This is a genomic window from Mesorhizobium sp. P160187, assembly GCF_057766425.1.
Window position 1 is genome coordinate 237,243 of the sequence record NZ_JBYMDX010000003.1, and the last position, 17,631, is coordinate 254,873.

The window sequence follows — 17,631 nt, forward strand, 5'->3', positions numbered from 1 at the left end:
GACGTTTTTGAGATTAGCCGGCGGATTCCCGTCAACGAGGCTTGCAATACCGGCACGGCTCGCTACAAGCCCGATTAAGAGGACCTCCCCATCCTTCGCCAGGAACGGTGCATGAAGCTTTTCGCGGGCAATTCCAACCGGGTGCTGGCCGAAGCGGTCGCCCGCTATCTCAATGTCCCGCTGGGCAAGGCCAGCGTCAGACGCTTCGCCGATCAGGAAATCTTCGTCGAAATCCAGGAAAACGTGCGCGGCGAGGATGTCTTCATCCTGCAGTCGACCTCGTTCCCGACCAACGATCATCTGATGGAACTGCTCATCATGATCGATGCCTTCATGCGCTCCTCGGCCAAGCGCATCACCGCGGTCATCCCCTATTTCGGTTACGCCAGGCAGGATCGCCGGGCCTCGGGCCGCACACCGATCTCGGCGAAGCTGGTCGCCAACATGATCACCCGCGCCGGCGTGGACCGCGTCTTGACGCTCGACCTCCATGCCGGCCAGATCCAGGGTTTTTTCGACATTCCGACCGACAATCTGTTCTCGGTGCCGGTGATGGCCCGCGACGTGAAGGCAAAATACAAACAGCTTGCCAATGTCGTCGTCGTCTCGCCCGACATCGGCGGCGTGGTGCGCGCCCGCGCGCTCGCCAAACGCTTCGACGCACAACTGGCCATCGTCGACAAGCGCCGCGAACGTCCCGGTGAATCCGAAGTGATGAACATCATCGGCGCGGTCGCCGGCAAGGATTGCCTGCTGATCGACGACATCGTCGATTCCGGCGGCACGCTGTGCAATGCCGCCGATGCGCTGCTCGCCAACGGCGCTACCAGCGTCACCGCCTATATCACCCACGGCGTGCTGTCGGGCGGTGCGGTCGCCCGGATCAGCGGCTCGAAGCTGCAGGAACTGGTGATCACCGATTCCATCCAGCCGACGCAAGGCGTGCTCGACGCCCCGAATATCCGCGTCATCTCCATCGCCGACCTGATGGGCGAGGCGATTTCGCGCACAGCGACCGAAGAGTCCGTGTCGAGCCTGTTCGATTAATCCATGTTGCCCAAAAGCGTGCCCCCAGGCCTGGCTCGGGGGTAATCTCGTTTTTGGAATCTGCCCCAAACCGTCGTGAAAGGAGCGCAGCTGATGCGCAATCGAATCAAGGCTGCAGGCATCGCAGGAATGCTTCTCGCAATCGGCATCGCCAGCGCGGCCTATGCGCCGACAATCGCTCCGGTTTCGACCGCGCAGGCGCAAACGGAATATCTTCCCACCGAAAAGGATTTCATCGGCAAATGGAGCATCGCAGGGTCCGCAATCCGGCCACCGCGTGATCTGAAGAGCCGGCGAAGCCCGACCAGGAAGCGGCTGCGACCGAATTTCAGCAGACTGTGACCGCCTTTTATGGCGCCTTCGACTATCTGGAGATCACGGCGGACGGCCGCTACAATTTTCACCAACCGGGTGACCCGGCATCGGGGCCTTGCGTCTGGTGCGGGACATGGTCGTTCAAGAACGATTCCCTGTGGCTCGAACTGGACACGGCGCCCAGGCTCGACATCTACGCCGAGGGCGGCGACATGCAGATGACCTACACGGCCGAGCCTGAAGAGACGTCACGATACAAATGGCTTGTTTTCAGCTGGACCAAGGCTGATTGAACTGAGGGGTGAGGCGTTCTCGCGCACGCCAACCGAAGCATCGGTGTCAAGCCCGATCTCCTGAGGCGGGCAGTCAGTCCATGGTTGCATTGTGCGAGGAGTTCACCATGGCCATACTTCCCCTCCAATCAACGGAGGAGTAGCAGATGCGGCGTAGGACTTTGCTCGGGCTCGCGGTTTCCATCGCAGCCACCCTTTCAGCACCGGCGGCTTGGGCCGCCGATTTTCCGGACCGGACCATCACCATGGTTGTCCCCTTTTCCGCCGGTGGCTCGACGGATCTGGTCGCGCGCCTGGTCGCCAACAAGATGTCCGAAAAGCTGGGCCAGCAGATTGTCGTCGAAAATGTCGGCGGCGCCGGGGGCAGCATCGGCGCTGCCCAGGTCGCCCGAGCCGAACCGGACGGCTACACGATCCTGATGGGCACGGTCGCAACCCACGCGCTCAACCCGCTGATCCTGAAGACAAAGCCCTACGATGCGGAGAAGGATTTTGCGCCGATATCGTTGCTCGTGCTGGTGCCAAACGTCCTGGTCGTAAACCCTGAATTCCCCGCCAAGGACGTCAAGGAACTGATCGAGATGCTGAAGAAGGACCCGGACAAATATGCCTACGCCTCATCAGGCAATGGCACCCCGCTGCATCTCTCCGGCGAGCTTTTCAAGACGATGGCCGGCGTCAGTATGCAGCACATTCCCTACAAGGGCGCCGGACCGGCCTTGAACGACGTTATCGGCAATCAGGTGCCGATGATGTTCGACAACCTCCCCTCTTCATCGGGCCATATCAAGAGCGGGACGCTGAGAGCGCTTGGCGTCACCACCAAGGAGCGCGTTCCCTCCTTCCCCGACATACCGGCCATTGCCGAAACCATTCCCGGCTATGAAACCTACAGCTGGAACGCTCTGTTCGCGCCCGCAGGCACGCCGCCGGAGGTCGTCGCCGTTCTTCAGAAGGCGGCAGTTGAAGCCCTGAAAGACCCTGATGTGATCGCCCGCATGGCCCAGTTCAGCGCCTCGATCGTGGCCTCCACCCCGGAAGAGCTTGGAGTGCATGTGAAGGCCGAACTCGCCAAATGGGAACCGATCGTCAAGGCCAGCGGCGTTCAGCTGGACTAGGGCCTACGACAAAGTGCTGCGGGCTTTTCCTGGCGCTACGGCGCCGGGGCCTCAAGCCGAGGCTGAGCCCGCCGCATGCCTTCGTCGCGGGCGCCGCGCATATAGCCGCGCGGCGAGGCGCCGAGCATGCGCTTGAACATGGTTATGAATGCCGGCACGCTGTCATAACCGAGGTCGAGCGCCACCCTGGTGATCGGCTCGCCGTCGGCGAGCCTGGGAAGTGCCGCGAACAGGCAGGCCTGCTGGCGCCATGTCGACAAGGACAGTCCGGTCTGGCGGTGGAAGGCACGGGTGAAGGAGCGCCGGCTCATCCCCGCGGCATCGGCCCACTCGTCGATCGTGGCATGCGGCGACGGTGCCGCCACGAAGCGTCGGCAGAGCGCCGCCAGCCTGGGATCAGACGGGAACGGCAGGCCGAGCGGCCGTTCCGGCAAGGTCGGGATCTCGTGCAGCAAGAGGTTCATGATCAACCCGCCGCGGCCTTCCAGTTCGCCGCCTTGCGGCAGCTTTTCCGATTCGACGATCAGGCTGTGCATCAGCTCGGTGATGCCGACGACGCGCAAACCTTCCGGCAGGCCCGGGATCGCGCCTGGCATGACATAGACCGAGCGCATCGAGACATCGCCCAGCATTTCGACGGAATGCTCGGTGCCGGCCGGTATCCACATTGCGTGGTCGGGTGGCACCATCCAGCGCCCGTACCTGGTCGTCACCAGCACGACACCGACCAGCGCATGCAGCAACTGGCTGCGGCTGTGACGGTGTTGCGGAACGTGGTAGCCGTCGGGATATTCGGTCGGCAAAGCCACCGCCGGCCCGGAAACCTCCTCCAGCCACTGCCAGCGGCTTTCGTGCAATCGGCCGAGATCGGCATTGCCGGCGCGGAAGATATCCCTGCGATGTGGCATCGGCTATGGCCCACTTGCGAAACTATTGGACCAAACCACGAAAGAAGTCGCCTCGCAAGCAGCTTATAAGGCAGCCATCCCCAAGGCGCTCCGCAGGGGCGTCGCCCCATGCGCTTCAGACGAGCGTCCTTAAGGCGGTCCGCGGGAGCGGCCGCCAAGCCAGCCCGCGGGCAAACACCCGCCAAAAAGACCTCGGAGCCTGCCTTGACCGATACGACAGCCACCAGCATTGCACCGCAGCCAAGCGCCAGCCTCCCTTCAGCCCAGGCGACCGCCTTCACCGTCATTCTGGCGGTGAGCTTTTGCCACGGCATCAACGACATCATGCAATCGCTGCTGCCGGCGATCTATCCGCTGCTGAAAGAGAATTACGGTCTCGATTTCTGGCAGATCGGTCTTCTGACCTTCACCTTCCAGGTCACGGCGTCGCTGCTGCAGCCGGTCATCGGCATGATCACCGACAAGCGGCCAATGCCCTATTCGCTGCCCTACGGCATGGCGTCCTCGCTGATTGGCCTGATCGTTCTGGCCTATGCCGGCCACTATGCGCTGCTTCTGGTCGGCGCCTCGCTGATCGGAATCGGCTCGGCGATCTTCCATCCGGAATCCTCGCGCATTGCCCGCTTTGCCTCCGGCGGCCGCTTTGGCCTGGCGCAATCTTTGTTCCAGGTCGGCGGCAATTTCGGCCAGTCGATGGGGCCGCTGCTCGCTGCCTTCATCGTCGTGCCCTTCGGCCAGACCAGCATTTCATGGTTCGCCGTCGGGTCTCTGATCGGCATCATCGTTTTGTCGCGGGTCGGCGGCTGGTACAGCCGGATGCGCGCCGCGCAGGGCAATCGCAAGGCGGCAAGCTTCGTCTCCCCCTTCCCGCGCAAGAAGGTGATGGGAGCGCTGGCGGTGCTGACGCTGCTGGTGCTGACCAAGAACGCCTACATCGCCTCGCTCTCCAGCTACTACACCTTCTATTCCATCCATAAGTTCGGCGTGTCGGTGCAGATGAGCCAGGTCATGCTGTTCCTGTTCCTCGGCGCCTCGGCGCTGGGCATCCTGCTCGGCGGACCGTTCGGCGACCGCTACGGCCAGAAGGCGATGATCTGGTTCTCGATCGTCGGCGTGCTGCCGTTCACGCTGGCGCTGCCCTACGCCAATTTCGAATGGACGATGGTGCTGACGGTGCTGATCGGCCTGATCCTGTCCTCGGCCTTCTCCAACATCGTCGTGTTTGCGCAGGAGTTGGTGCCGGGACGTGTCGGCACCATCGCCGGGATCTTCTTCGGCTTCGCCTTCGGCATGGGCGGCATTGCAGCCGCAGTGCTCGGCGTCGTCGCCGACATGAAGGGCATCGATTTCGTCTTCCAGATCTGCTCGTATCTGCCGCTGCTCGGCCTGCTGACGGTGTTCCTGCCCAACATGAAGGAAGCCAGGAAGGCGCAAGCGGCGGCCAGATAAAACCGGTCGATTTTGCGGATTTGACGCAGGGCGCGGCATTGCTGCGCCCTCTGTGATTCTTTCACCATGCGCTGGTTGAAAAGCCTGCTAGAGATAGTCATCAACGAAGGCTTGGGGCCTTCGACGTCTCTGGGGGATGACATGCGCAAGATCGTATTGGCCGTATTGGGTGTGCTTCTTGTTACCTTGCCGGCGACGGCACGCATCGTTCCCTTTCCGCCGGGTTTCAAGACGCAGTCCGTCGAAACCAACGGCACCAAACTCTATGTGCGCGTTGGCGGCAAGGGTCCCGCCGTCGTGCTGCTGCACGGCTTTGCCGATACCGGAGACATGTGGGGCGCCGCGGCCATCGCCCTCGCAAAGGACCACACCGTCATCGTGCCGGACCTGCGCGGCATGGGTCTGTCGGCCCACCCGGAAGCGGGCTACGCCAAGAAGAACCAGGCCGTCGACATCGCCGGCGTGTTGGATGCCCTGAAGATCGACAAGGCAGATCTCGTCACCCACGACATCGGCAACATGGTCGGCTATGCGCTCGCCGCTCAGTATCCCAAGCGCATCACCAAATGGGTTATCATCGACGCGCCGCTGCCCGGCATAGGCGACTGGGAAAAGATCAAGCAAAGCCCGCTGCTTTGGCACTTCAACTTCCGCGGCCCTGATATGGAGCGGCTGGTCGCGGGGCGCGAGCGCATCTATCTCGACCGCTTCTACAACGAGTTGTCGGCTGACCCCAAGAAGATCGACGAGGCGACGCGCAGGCACTACGCCAAACTCTATGCCCGCCCGCATGCGATGCATGACGCCTTCGAGCAGTTCAAGGCGTTTGACCAGGACGCGATCGACAACCAGGCGATGCTTGCCGCCGGCGGCAAACTGACCATGCCGGTACTGGCTGTCGGCGGTGAAAAATCCGCTGGCACTACGCAGGCCGATCTCCTGCGGCTTGTTGCGACCGATGTCACGGGCGGCATCGTGCCCGCTTCCGGACACTGGATCATGGAGGAAAACCCCGACGACACCGTCAAACTGATCACTGGTTTTCTCGATAAATAGGCACTGTCCCGCTGACATTTCGACGAAAGCAAATGCACCCGCCCGGCGGCGGGTGCCTTGCCTATCCAACTGGACGATGTCTATTCAACTGAACGATTCTACGCCTTGAAGAACGCCAGCAGGTCGGCGTTGATCACATCGGCGTGCGTGGTCGCCATGCCGTGCGGAAAACCCTTGTAGACCTTGAGCTCGCCCTTTTTGAGGAGCTTGACAGCCAGCAGCGCGGAGTCGGTGATCGGAACGATCTGGTCGTCGTCGCCATGCATGACCAGCACCGGCACGTCGATGGCCTTCAGATCGTCGGTGAAGTCGGTTTCCGAGAACGCCTTGATGCAATCATAATGCGCCTTGGTGCCGCCCATCATGCCCTGGCGCCACCAATTCTCGACGACAGCCTGCGATACCTGGGCGCCGGGGCGGTTGAAGCCGTAGAACGGGCCGGCCGCAATATCGTGGAAAAACTGGGCGCGGTTGGCTGCCTGGGCGGAGCGGAAACCATCGAACACCTCGATCGGCAGGCCACCCGGATTGGCCGCCGTCTTCAGCATGATCGGCGGCACCGCGCCGAGCAGTGCGGCCTTGGCGACACGGCCACCGGAACCGTACTTCGCGACATAGCGGGCCACTTCGCCGCCACCGGTGGAATGGCCGACATGGATCGCGTCCTTGAGGTCGAGATGCGCCGCAAGCTCCGCGACATCAGCGGCGTAGGTGTCCATCTCGTTGCCGGTATCGGTCTGGGTGGAGCGGCCATGGCCGCGCCGGTCATGGGCAATGACGCGATAGCCCTTGGACAGGAAGAACAGCATCTGGGCGTCCCAGTCGTCGCTGCTCAGCGGCCAGCCGTGATGGAAGACGATGGGTTGTCCCGTTCCCCAATCCTTGTAGAAAATTTCGGTGCCGTCCTTGGTGGTGATCGTGCTGCTGCCGGGCTTGGTCATCTCGCTCTCCATTGATTGCTTCCGCGATAATCAATATCGCGATAACCATACGACTAGCGCAGGTCCAAATCCTTGTCTACAGAAAATATGTATCGCGATATCATTTTTCGTGCTACATATTGATGTGCTCAGTCGGCAAAGGAATGCCTCGTGCCTCTCCCGTTGGACAACCAGCTCTGCTTCACGCTTTACGCCACCAGCATGGCAATCAATCGCACCTACAAGCCCATGCTGGACGAGATGGGCATCACCTATCCGCAATATCTCGTGCTGAACGCACTTGCCGAAGCCGGCGGGATGTCGGTCGGCTCGATTGCGCACAGGCTCGCTTTGGAATCGAGCACCATCACGCCGCTGTTGAAGCGCATGGAACAGGCCGGTCTCGTCACCCGCCAGCGCAGCCAGACGGACGAGCGCCAAGTGCAGGTCGACCTGACGCCTGCCGGCCGCGCGCTGCTCGTCCAGTGCAACTGCCTCAACGAAACCCTGATCGAACGCTCGGGCATGACGATGGCTGATCTCGATGCCTTGAATCGGCGGATCCAGGCGCTGCGCGAAGCGTTGAGCAGCAAGCCGGACTAGCTGCCCTACAAACACGCCAGGCTTAATCCTTGCCGGCCAGCCAGCGCACGACGTTGCCCATCAGCTTGCCGTAGAGCGGCCAGCCGAGAAAGTCCTGCGACAGCCAGTGCGGGCCGATATCCGTCGCCCAGGCGACAGTGCGGCCGTGGCCAACGCTGCGAGCAGCAAGCAGCGGCCAGTCGGTGCCACGATAATGGCAGGTCGCCAGAAGCTGGGACGAGCCATCGCGCCTGAAATCGAGTTTGTTCATGCCGAGGATCGGCGGCAACGGGCCCCCGACACCGGCAACGATTGGATGCGACGCCTGAAGGATCGACGGGTGCAGGCCTTGCGGCACTTCCAACCCATCCGAGAATGGCAGGCAGCGCACGGGCAGCACGTCCTCCACCGGCGTGTCGTGGAAACGCGCCGTGCCGAACATACCCTGGAATCCCATATAGCCTCCGGCCAGCATCAGCCCGCCGCCGCTTTCGACGTAGGCCTTGAGCACCTCGAGGCGGTTGACGCCAATGCGCCCGGCGCGGGCCTCCGGCGTGACCAGCAAGGTCAGCGCGCCGACATCGGAGATCACCACCGCCTGGTATTCGGCCAGCGCGTCGAGGTCATACGGAAATTCGGCCGCGCAGCGATCGCCACCGATCTGCGTCACCGCTATGCCCTCTGCGGCAAGGGCGGCATTGAAGGACGTCGCGCCATTCACCCATGTCGCACTTGTCAGAACGTCGCCGCCGGCAGCGACCGACGTCGTCGCCGCGAAGGTCTCGCCTGCCAGCAAGAGTTTCATCGTCGCCCTCACGCTTTTCGACTGACAATTGAACGAGCGGGCGCCGGCTTGAACCGGCGCCCGCCGGGCCTTGGGAGGCTTAGAACTTAAACTCGGCCAGGTTTTCCGGGGTCACGATCTTGGCCGGGCCAAGGATCAGTTCGCCGCTGGCCCCGATCGTGTATTCGCCGAGCCTGCCCGCCGTGAACTTCTCACCTTCCTTGCCGGTGATCTTGCACTGCGCCAGCGCCTGGGCCGCCTGATAGGTCAGGTAGCCGAGATCGGTGACATTCCACCAGATATCCTGGGCAGCGCCATCCTTGATGTATTTCGAAATCAAAGTGGCCGGCGCAAGGCCGGTCAGCTTGACCTTGCCGATCATGCCGGCTTCCTCGAGTGCGCGCGCGGCCGCCGGAAGGCCAATGCCTGCCGGCACGATGATCACCTTGAGATCCGGAAACGCCTGCACCAGCGCCAAGGCCTGCTGCTGGTTGACCTGCTCGCTCTCCTCGCCATAGGCGACCTGCACTAGTTTCATCTTGGCGTATTTCGGCTCTGCCGCCATCTTCGCCTTCATGAAGTCGATCCAGGCGTTCTGGTTGGTCGCCGTCGGCGTCGACGACAGGATGGCGAACTCGCCTTCGCCGCCGCTGAGGTTGAATGCGCTTTCCAGCATCATTTCGGCCAGACTGTCGCCCTTCACCTGGTTCACGAACACCGCGCGCGCATCGGCCGCGACGTCGGAATCGTACGATATCACCCGGACGCCTTGCTGAACGGCGCGCTTCAGCGCAGGCGCAACCGCATTGGCGTCGTTGCCGGCGATAGCGATGACCCCGACCTTCTGCGACACAAGGCTGTTGATGAATTCGATCTGTGCCTCGGCCGTCGCCTGCGACGGGGCGACCTGGGTGGCGGTGCCGCCAATTTCCTTCGCAGCCTCCTCGGCGCCGCCGAAAGCCACCTTGAAGTAGGGATCGGTGTCGAGCTTGGGCAGGAAGCCGACCGTTACAGGTTCCTTGGCGCATTCCTGGCTGTATGCCAGCGAGGCCGGCGCAAGCAGAACCGCGGATGCGAGCAGGGCTATTCTAAACGCTTTCATTGTGTCTCCTCCGTCAGAATTCGGGCTTGAAGAAAGGGGCCCGAGATCACCCCTTGGTTTCGCGCAGGACGCGCGATCTTGACAGCCGCTCCTCCAGGGAGCGCCAGTAGTTGGAGACCAGCAGCGAGCCGATCAGGAGCAGGCCGATGATCATGCCTTGGGCGTCGCCGCCGATCTGGTTGAGCGCCAGCACGTTGCGGATGATGGCAATCAAGAGCAGCGCCAGCATGACGCCGGTGAGCCGCCCCTTGCCGCCAAAGACACTGACGCCGCCGAGCAGCACGATGGTGATGACATCGAGCTCCATGCCGAGCGCATTGTTGGCGCGGGCGTTGGAGAGGCGCGCGGTATAGACGATGCCGGCGATGGCCGCGACCATGCCCGAAACGACGAACAGCTTCAGCACCATTTTGCGCGTATCGATGCCGGAATAACGCGCCACTTCGGGGCTGCCGCCGAGCGCATAGATGCGCTTGCCGGTCGGCGTCTTCTGCAGCACCACCGCGAAGATCGGCGCCAGCAGCAGGAACGGCACGATGGTCCACGGGATTTGTGTGCCCGGCAGATTGTTGATGCCGAAATCGACGACCGCCGGCGGCAATATGTTGACCGAACCGGTGCCGAGCAGGATGTAGCCAATGCCCCGATAGAGCGCCATGGTGCCGAGCGTCACCACCAGCGACTGCAGCCCCAGCCCTGAAACCAGATAGCCATTGAAGGCGCCGAGCAGGCCGCCGAAGACCAGCGTCAGCGGAATGGCCGCCAGCGTCGGCACGCCGCCCTGGACGAGCAGGCCAAACACCACGGATGTCAGCGCCAGCACAGAGGCGATCGACAGATCGATCTCGCGGGTGATGATGAGCAGCGTCATCGGCAGGATCAGCAACGCCTTTTCCGAGGCGCTCGCCGCCAGTTGAGAAAGGTTAAAGCCGGAAACGAAATTCGGCACGAAGACCGCCGCATAGATAAAGACGGCGAGGCAGGCGGTCGCCAGCAGCAGATCCCAGAAGTCGATCGAGCGGATAAACTTTCTCATCTCGCCCTCGCCTGTCTTGCCTGTTCGGCACGCCGCGCGATGAAGGTGTCGATGCCGATGGCAACCAGGATCACCAAGCCATAGACGCCCTGCAGCCAGAGCGGGTCGACACGCACCAGCGTCAGCCCGTTCTTGATGACCAAGAGCGTGAGCGCGCCAAGGATGATGCCGAGCAGCGTGCCCGAGCCGCCGCGGATGGCGACGCCGCCGACCACGGCGGAGGCGATCACCGTGAGTTCGAAGCCGAGCGCGACGCGGGCATCGATGGTGGCGTAGCGCGAAGCCCACAGGGCGCCGCACAGGCCGCCTAGCAGGCCGGCCATGCCGAAGGCCAGCAGGATGCGCCGGTCGACCGGAATGCCGATCAGCCTTGCGCCGTCCGGGTTGGAACCGGTGGCAAACAGCTCGCGCCCGGTTGCGGTGCGATAGAGCAGCACATAGCCGGCGCACAGGATGACAATAGCGATGATGACGATCAGCGGCACGCCTGCGATCTTCAGCCCGGTCATGTCGAGCCAGGCTTGCGTGACTTCGTCGGCGCTGACCTGGTCGCCCGCCGCCCAGATCGAGTTGAAACCGCGGAAGATCGACATCGAAGCCAGCGTAACGACGATGGCCGGGATCTTTCCCCTGGTAACGACAAGGCCGTTGAGCAGTCCGGCAAAGCCGCCGACCGCGCAGGCGGTGATCAGGCCGATGCCGATGTCCAATCCGGGATAGGCCTGAACCATGCTGGCCGCCATATAGGCGGAGAGGCCGATCACAGCTGCGATCGACAGGTCGATGTTGCGGGTGATCAGCACCAGCATCTGCGCCAGTGCGGCGACAATCAGCAAGGCCGCGTCCATCGACACAGCGGTGAGGTTCGCCGCGCTCACCATGCGCGGGTTGATGATGGTGACCGGAATGGCGACGGCGAGCATTGCCGCAAGCAGGCCGAATTCCCGCCGCTTCAGAAAATCGAACGGTCCTTTTGCCTTTTCCTCCTCGGCGGCGCGTTCTATCTGCGCTGCCTGGCCGGCACGTTCATCGGTCCTGGTCGCCGCTTCCAGTACTTTTTCCTGCGTGGCTTGCCCGCGCCAAAACTCGGCAGTCTGGCGGCCTTCGCGCAGCACGATAATGCGGTCGCACATGCCGATCAGTTCGGGCATCTCTGACGAGATCAGCAGGATCGCCATGCCTTGCGCGGCAAGGTCAGCGATCATTGCATGCACTTCCGCCTTGGTACCGACATCGATGCCTTGCGTCGGCTCGTCGAGGATGAGCACGCGCGGCTCGGTGCGCAGCCATTTGGCCAGCACCACCTTCTGCTGGTTGCCGCCGGATAACTCTTTCACCGGCTGTCCGTAACCGGAAAAGCGCAGCTTCATGCGCTTCAGCCAGTCCGCCACCAGACCGATGGCGCGGTCGGTGCCGTAGAGACCGCGAGGCGCGGCCTTGTCGAGGACCGGCAGCACCGCATTGTCGAGGATGGAAAAGTCCATCACCAGGCTCTGGCCCATGCGGTCTTCCGAGACATAGGCGATGCGCGCGTCCATGGCGTCGCGCGCCGAGGCGAAACGCACGGGCTTGCCGTCGATCAGGATTTCGCCGGTGTCGGGCCGGTCGATGCCAAACAGCACGCGTGCAATCTCGGTCCGCCCGCTGCCGACCAGGCCGCCAAGCCCCAGCACCTCGCCGGCGTGAAGCTTGAGGTCGATACCGACAAACCCGCCGGCGCGCGAAAGTCCCTTCCCCTCCAGCACCAGCGCGCCTGAGGCATGGCGCCGTTCGGGATAGAGGTCGGTGACTTCACGCCCGACCATCATGCTGATGGCGGCAGCGCGGCCAAGCTCGGCTTTCGGCTTGACGCCGATCAGGCGCCCGTCACGCAGCACCGCGATGCGGTCGGCGATGCGGAAGATTTCATCCATGCGGTGGCCGACGAACATCATCGCCACGCCGTGCAGCCTGAGATGGGCAACGACGGAAAACAGCCGCTCGACCTCGCGTTGTGACAATGCGGCCGTGGGCTCGTCCATGATCAGCACGCGGGCATCCAGCGACAGCGCGCGGGCGATCTCGACCAGTTGTTGTTCAGAGGTACGCAGTGTTCCCAGCCGCGTTGCCGCCGGCACGTCGAGCCCGACGGTGGCCAGCACCTTGCGGGCGCCGGCCAGCATGGCGGCATTGTCGATGCCGCCGAAGCGGTCGCGCGGCATGTGGCCGAGATAGATGTTCTCCGCCACCGACAGATCGGGAAACAGGCCAGGATGCTGGTGCATGACCGCAATGCCGGCCGCTTGCGCGTCGTGCGGCGAATGGAAGACGGCTGATTTGCCGTCAACCTCGACATGACCGCTGGTGGGAGAATGCACACCGGCCAGAAGCTTCACGCAGGTGCTCTTGCCGGCGCCGTTTTCGCCAAGCAGCGCCAGCACCTCGCCGGAGCGCAATTCGAAGGAGGCGTCCTTGAGCGCAATCGTGCCGCCGAAAGCCTTCGCCGCCTGAACCAGGGCAACAGGAACAGCCCGCACCACCGCAGCGTCGGCTTCGCTTTGTGTGCCCGAGTGCAGCACGTCTCCTCCCTGACTAGTTATTTTTTCAATTTGCTATATTAAATAGCGCAAAGGCGCAACGGCAAAATTGACTTCCATGGTTCCGACGCGCACTGTCGCCGCCAACATAGGCACCGCAGGGTGCGCTCGGCCGCAGGTGGTTTGCGGGCTTCGCGCCGGGAACGGGACATTTGGGGAGTGCGGGTTTTGTCAGGGAGAGGCAGCAATTCTGTCAAAGTTCGGCACTATAATGAGCGTTTCGTGCTCGACGCCATCCGTCGCCTCAAGGAAGCCTCCAAGTCCGATCTGGCGCGCGCGGCCAGCCTGACGCCGGCGGCCGTCGCTGCCATCGTCGACGGCTTGGAATCATCCGGATTCGTAAAGCAAGTGGGAAAAAGGTTCGGGCAACGCGGATCGCCCTCCACGCTTTACCGGCTGACACCGGAACGCATCTACAGCGTCGGCATCAAGATCGGCCGGCGTGCGCTTGAAGCCGTTCTGGTCGACTTCGCCGGTGAAATCCGCGCAAGAGAGTCGCACGAATACCGCTTCCCCGATCCTGATCTGGTGCTGAAGGCCGGCAACATGGCGCTGGCCACCTTCGAAAAGCTGGTGGATGGGCTTGGCGATGCCAGCATCGTCGGCGTCGGCATTGCCTCACCCTATTTCCTCGGCGGCTGGAGCGAGGAACTCGGCTTTCCCGACGATCTCGGCAGCCGCTGGGAGGCGATCGACCTGACGACATGCTTTGCCACGCCGGCGAAGACGCCGGTGTTCGTGGAAAACGACGCCACGTCGGCGGCGCTGGCCGAACTTGTCCAGGGCGCCGGCGCCCGCTTCCGCGATTTCATGCACATCTCGATCGACACTTTTGTCGGCGGCGGCCTGGTGCAAGGCGGCAGGGTCCATACCGGGCCGCATGGCAACAGCGCTGCCCTCGGACCCTTGCCGGTCTCGCCCTCAAGCCTCGATTCGGTGGCGGCGAAGCCTGCGCGCTACCAGAGCCTGCTGCATCGCGCCTCGATCTATGTGCTGGTCAATCACCTGAGGTCGCGCGGCGTGGTGATCAACCGCGTGCGAGAGCTCGATCCGTTGCCGCCCGAGGCGCGCGCGCCCTTGTTCGAATGGATCGACGATTGCGCGAGCGCGCTGGTCGAGGCGATCATCGCCATCACCTCCATCATCGATATCGAGGCCATCGTTCTCGACTCGATCCTGCCCAGGCCGATCCATCTCGAACTGCTGGCAAGGGTGCAGGCCCAGTTCAACCAGGCCAGCGCCATCGGCATCGTGGCGCCGGAGATCGTGCCGGGGCAATTCGGCCCCGAAGCGTCCTCGATCGGCGCCGCCATGCTGCCGTTCTCGGCGCTGCTGGCGCCCGACAGCGGCGTGCTCATGATCGGCAAGGACCGGACGAAACTGCTGAGCGCTCTGTCCACGCTCGGTGGCGCCAAGGGAAACGGATCAAATCCGCCCACCGACCTGCCGGCCTGAGCGCAATGCGGCGCCCAACGCAGGCATCGGCCACCCTTGCCCGCCATGGCTTGCACCCTTTCCCGCCTTCCGCTATAGAGCCGCCACCCGCGTAGACACCCTTGGAGGCAACGCGGCGGAAGGCTGCCTTCCCTTGTGATCCCGAACAAAGCTCCGCGTATGCGGTTTCTGGCATTCGGACATCCAGGCCTGGCGGCTTTCGACGTTTACGGTCCAGGCACACTGCCACCGCAAACGCTCCATAAAACGCGAAAGGAAATGCCATGAGCCACGATACTTACGAGCTCAAGGCCGAAGCGCGCGAACAGGTCGGTAAGGGGTCCGCCCGTGCAGTTCGCCGCAACGGTAAAGTGCCTGCAGTTATCTACGGCGACAGACAGCCTCCCCTGGCGATTGCGCTGAACTACAAGGACGTCTTCTACAAGATCCATGGCGGCGGGTTTTTGACCACGATCGCCACGATCGATGTCGACGGCAAGAAAATCCAGGTTCTGCCCAAGGATTTCCAGCTCGACCCGGTCAAGGATTTCCCGGTCCATGTCGACTTCCTGCGCATCGGCAAGGACACCGAGGTCAACGTCGACGTGCCCGTGCACTTCATCAATGAAGACAAGTCGCCCGGCATCAAACGCGGCGGCGTGCTCAACATCGTGCGTCACGAAGTCGAGTTCCACTGCCCGGCCAATGCGATCCCGGAATTCATCACCGTCGATCTCACCGGCGCCGACATTGGCGATTCGATCCACATCTCGGCGGTTACATTGCCGGCCGGCGTCAAGCCGGTGATCTCCGATCGCGACTTCACCATCGCGACCATTGCCGGCTCCTCGGCGATGAAGCCGGAGACGGAAGAGACGGCGGAAGCGGCAGCCCCCGAAGCGGCGGCTCCTGCTGCCGAAGAGAAGTAATTTTCGAGCCCGGAGCGCACGATGCTTGTCTTTGCAGGCCTCGGCAATCCGGGCGCGAAATACGCTGATAACCGGCACAATGTCGGCTTCATGGCGGCGGACGCAATTGCCCGCCGCCATTCCTTTTCGCCCTGGTCGAAGAAGTTCCAGGGCCTGATCGCCGAAGGCACGATTGCCGGCGAGAAGATTCTCCTGATCAAACCGCAGACCTTCATGAACCTGTCGGGACAGCCGGTCGGCGAAGCCTTGCGCTTCTACAAGCTCGGCCCCGAGGCGCTGACCGTCTTCTACGACGAGATCGACCTGCCGGCCGGCAAATTGCGGGTCAAGGTCGGCGGCGGCGCCGGCGGCCACAACGGCATCCGCTCGCTCGACCAGCATGTCGGCAAGAATTTTCGCCGCGTGCGCATCGGCGTCGGCCACCCCGGTGTCCCGGAAATGGTGCACGGCCATGTCCTAGGCGACTTCGCCAAGGCCGACCGCGGGTGGCTGGACGTGCTGCTCGACACCATCGCCGACGATGCCGGACTGCTGGCCAAGGGCGAAGACAGTTCCTTCATGAACCGCATCACGCTGGCGCTTCGCGACAAGCTCGTGCCGACCAGCGACGACGACCGCCCGCCGCCCAAGGCGCCGAACACGCAGAGCCCGAAAGCCCAGAGCCACATCCGCCAGGCACGGCCACAGCAGGCGCCGGCCAAGCTGCCGGAAAGCGGCCCTATGGCCGCTATGCTGAAGAAACTGTTCGGCAAGAAGGACTGAGCGTCGATAGGATCGGGACTGCGGGGCTTGACGTTGCTCACCCCTATCGCCCATAGCCCTCATCAAATTTCTAGTTTCCCGATAGGACCGGACACATGGGTTTCAAATGCGGCATCGTTGGCTTGCCCAACGTCGGCAAGTCGACGCTTTTCAACGCATTGACCAGGACGGCGGCGGCGCAGGCCGCCAACTATCCGTTCTGCACCATCGAACCGAACACCGGCGAGGTGGCGGTGCCTGATCCGCGGCTGCAGAAGATCGCCGCAATCGCCAAGTCTAAGGAGATCATCCCGACCCGCATCTCCTTCGTCGACATCGCCGGCCTGGTGCGCGGCGCCTCCAAGGGCGAAGGGCTGGGCAACCAGTTCCTCGCCAACATCCGTGAGGTCGACGCCATCGTGCATGTGCTGCGCTGTTTCGAGGATGACGACATCACCCATGTCGAGGGCAAGATCGACCCTGTCGCCGACGCCGATACGGTCGAGACCGAGCTGATGCTCGCCGACCTCGACAGCCTCGAGCGCCGCATCGTGCAGATCCGCAAGCGCGCCGGCAGCAAGGACAAGGAAGCAACCACCGTGCTGCCGATGATGGAGGCCGCACTCGAGCTCCTCCAGGCCGGCAAGCCGACCCGCATCCTGCTCAACGGCATTTCAGCGGAAGACCTGCGCATCCTGCAGGGACTGAACCTCTTGACCTCGCACCCCGTGCTCTATGTATGCAACGTCGCCGAAGCCGACGCCGCCACCGGCAACGAGCACACCAGGGCCGTGGAAAAGATGGCGACCGCGCAGGGCGCCGGCACCGTGGTGATCTCAGCCGCGATCGAAGCCGAAGTCGCCCAGCTCTCCGACGAGGAAGAGATGGAGTTCCTGTCCTCGCTCGGCCTCGACGAACCTGGCCTCAACAAGGTCATCCGCGCCGGCTACGATCTGTTGCATCTCATCACCTATTTCACCGCCGGGCCGAAGGAGACCCGCGCCTGGACGATCCACAAGGGCGACAAGGCCCCGCAGGCGGCCGGCGTCATCCACACCGATTTCGAGCGCGGCTTCATCCGCGCCCAGACCATCGCCTATAACGACTACGTCACACTGGGCGGCGAAGTGGCGGCCAAGGAAGCCGGCAAGGCGCGCGACGAAGGCAAGGAATATGTCGTCCAGGATGGCGATGTCCTGCTGTTCAAGTTCAACACCTGAGGCGCCGCGGCTGGCGCGCTGACGGCGACCGATCACGGCTTCGTCAAGTGGAGGAGCCGGCATGCCGCTTCGCTTGACTGCCCTTGGCACCGGGTCTATGGCCGTTTGCATGCGACTTGGC

17 protein-coding genes are annotated in these 17,631 nt (G+C 63.1%); 11 read left to right on the forward strand and 6 right to left on the reverse strand.

The window, feature by feature from the left end:
- Positions 1 to 111 precede the first annotated feature (111 nt).
- The 4 genes from AC3CCE_RS04445 (at position 112) to AC3CCE_RS04460 (ending at position 2,773) form a co-directional block, all read left to right on the forward strand.
- A complete protein-coding gene (locus AC3CCE_RS04445) occupies positions 112 to 1,047 on the forward strand; it encodes a ribose-phosphate pyrophosphokinase (RefSeq protein ID WP_023686119.1) in 936 nt (311 codons plus the stop codon).
- A 93-nt stretch (positions 1,048 to 1,140) separates the two neighbouring features.
- Positions 1,141 to 1,389: a hypothetical protein gene (locus AC3CCE_RS04450; protein WP_488377106.1), complete on the forward strand. Its 249-nt coding sequence runs from the start codon at positions 1,141 to 1,143 to the stop codon at positions 1,387 to 1,389.
- The gene (locus tag AC3CCE_RS04455; RefSeq protein ID WP_488377107.1) at positions 1,386 to 1,655 is read left to right on the forward strand and encodes a hypothetical protein; all 270 of its coding nucleotides are present in this window, start codon (positions 1,386 to 1,388) and stop codon (positions 1,653 to 1,655) included. The genes AC3CCE_RS04450 and AC3CCE_RS04455 overlap by 4 nt, the downstream gene beginning before the upstream one ends.
- A gap of 146 nt (positions 1,656 to 1,801) precedes the next feature.
- Positions 1,802 to 2,773, forward strand: coding sequence for a Bug family tripartite tricarboxylate transporter substrate binding protein (locus AC3CCE_RS04460; protein WP_023683714.1), 972 nt, complete (start codon positions 1,802 to 1,804; stop codon positions 2,771 to 2,773).
- 35 nt (positions 2,774 to 2,808) lie between these two features.
- Here AC3CCE_RS04460 and AC3CCE_RS04465 read toward each other — a convergent pair whose 3' ends face one another.
- On the reverse strand, positions 2,809 to 3,681 hold the full coding sequence (locus tag AC3CCE_RS04465) for an AraC family transcriptional regulator (protein ID WP_023825359.1): 873 nt from the start codon (positions 3,679 to 3,681) through the stop codon (positions 2,809 to 2,811).
- Between the two features lie 204 nt (positions 3,682 to 3,885).
- On the opposite strand from AC3CCE_RS04465, the gene AC3CCE_RS04470 reads away from it, so the two are divergent.
- Together AC3CCE_RS04470 and AC3CCE_RS04475 are read left to right on the forward strand one after the other, a co-directional pair.
- Entirely contained in the window at positions 3,886 to 5,130 is a 1,245-nt protein-coding gene (locus AC3CCE_RS04470) for an MFS transporter (RefSeq protein WP_023670046.1), read from the forward strand.
- 141 nt (positions 5,131 to 5,271) lie between these two features.
- Positions 5,272 to 6,186 carry an alpha/beta fold hydrolase gene (locus tag AC3CCE_RS04475; RefSeq protein WP_023817450.1) on the forward strand — a complete coding sequence of 305 codons (915 nt, stop codon included), beginning with the start codon at positions 5,272 to 5,274 and terminating at the stop codon, positions 6,184 to 6,186.
- 98 nt (positions 6,187 to 6,284) lie between these two features.
- On the opposite strand, the gene AC3CCE_RS04480 is transcribed toward AC3CCE_RS04475, so the two are convergent.
- Positions 6,285 to 7,127, reverse strand: a complete 843-nt coding sequence (locus AC3CCE_RS04480) for an alpha/beta fold hydrolase (protein ID WP_155923213.1) — start codon at positions 7,125 to 7,127, stop codon at positions 6,285 to 6,287.
- 150 nt (positions 7,128 to 7,277) lie between these two features.
- Here AC3CCE_RS04480 and AC3CCE_RS04485 point away from each other — a divergent pair, with 150 nt between their 5' ends.
- The gene (locus AC3CCE_RS04485) at positions 7,278 to 7,709 is read left to right on the forward strand and encodes a MarR family winged helix-turn-helix transcriptional regulator (RefSeq protein WP_023828119.1); all 432 of its coding nucleotides are present in this window, start codon (positions 7,278 to 7,280) and stop codon (positions 7,707 to 7,709) included.
- A gap of 22 nt (positions 7,710 to 7,731) precedes the next feature.
- Here the strand turns inward: AC3CCE_RS04485 and AC3CCE_RS04490 are convergent, their stop codons facing one another.
- The 4 genes from AC3CCE_RS04490 to AC3CCE_RS04505 all read right to left on the reverse strand — a co-directional run bounded on the left by AC3CCE_RS04490 (position 7,732) and on the right by AC3CCE_RS04505 (position 13,168).
- Entirely contained in the window at positions 7,732 to 8,493 is a 762-nt protein-coding gene (locus AC3CCE_RS04490; protein WP_352626092.1) for a glutamine amidotransferase, read from the reverse strand.
- Between the two features lie 79 nt (positions 8,494 to 8,572).
- Positions 8,573 to 9,574 carry a rhamnose ABC transporter substrate-binding protein gene (locus tag AC3CCE_RS04495; protein ID WP_023701576.1) on the reverse strand — a complete coding sequence of 334 codons (1,002 nt, stop codon included), beginning with the start codon at positions 9,572 to 9,574 and terminating at the stop codon, positions 8,573 to 8,575.
- Positions 9,575 to 9,620: 46 nt separating this feature from the next.
- Positions 9,621 to 10,610, reverse strand: coding sequence for an ABC transporter permease (locus tag AC3CCE_RS04500; protein WP_352626091.1), 990 nt, complete (start codon positions 10,608 to 10,610; stop codon positions 9,621 to 9,623).
- Positions 10,607 to 13,168, reverse strand: a complete 2,562-nt coding sequence (locus AC3CCE_RS04505) for an ATP-binding cassette domain-containing protein (RefSeq protein ID WP_352626090.1) — start codon at positions 13,166 to 13,168, stop codon at positions 10,607 to 10,609. The genes AC3CCE_RS04500 and AC3CCE_RS04505 overlap by 4 nt, the downstream gene beginning before the upstream one ends.
- Positions 13,169 to 13,408: 240 nt before the next feature.
- Between AC3CCE_RS04505 and AC3CCE_RS04510 the strand changes: the two genes are divergently transcribed.
- From AC3CCE_RS04510 to ychF, 4 genes are all read left to right on the forward strand, one after another.
- Positions 13,409 to 14,641: an ROK family transcriptional regulator gene (locus AC3CCE_RS04510; RefSeq protein ID WP_352626089.1), complete on the forward strand. Its 1,233-nt coding sequence runs from the start codon at positions 13,409 to 13,411 to the stop codon at positions 14,639 to 14,641.
- 263 nt (positions 14,642 to 14,904) lie between these two features.
- A complete protein-coding gene (locus AC3CCE_RS04515) occupies positions 14,905 to 15,549 on the forward strand; it encodes a 50S ribosomal protein L25/general stress protein Ctc (RefSeq protein WP_023686131.1) in 645 nt (214 codons plus the stop codon).
- Between the two features lie 21 nt (positions 15,550 to 15,570).
- Positions 15,571 to 16,311 carry an aminoacyl-tRNA hydrolase gene (pth, locus tag AC3CCE_RS04520; protein WP_023741063.1) on the forward strand — a complete coding sequence of 247 codons (741 nt, stop codon included), beginning with the start codon at positions 15,571 to 15,573 and terminating at the stop codon, positions 16,309 to 16,311.
- 95 nt (positions 16,312 to 16,406) lie between these two features.
- Positions 16,407 to 17,510: a redox-regulated ATPase YchF gene (gene ychF, locus AC3CCE_RS04525; RefSeq protein WP_023686133.1), complete on the forward strand. Its 1,104-nt coding sequence runs from the start codon at positions 16,407 to 16,409 to the stop codon at positions 17,508 to 17,510.
- The last annotated feature ends 121 nt before the right edge of the window (positions 17,511 to 17,631 follow it).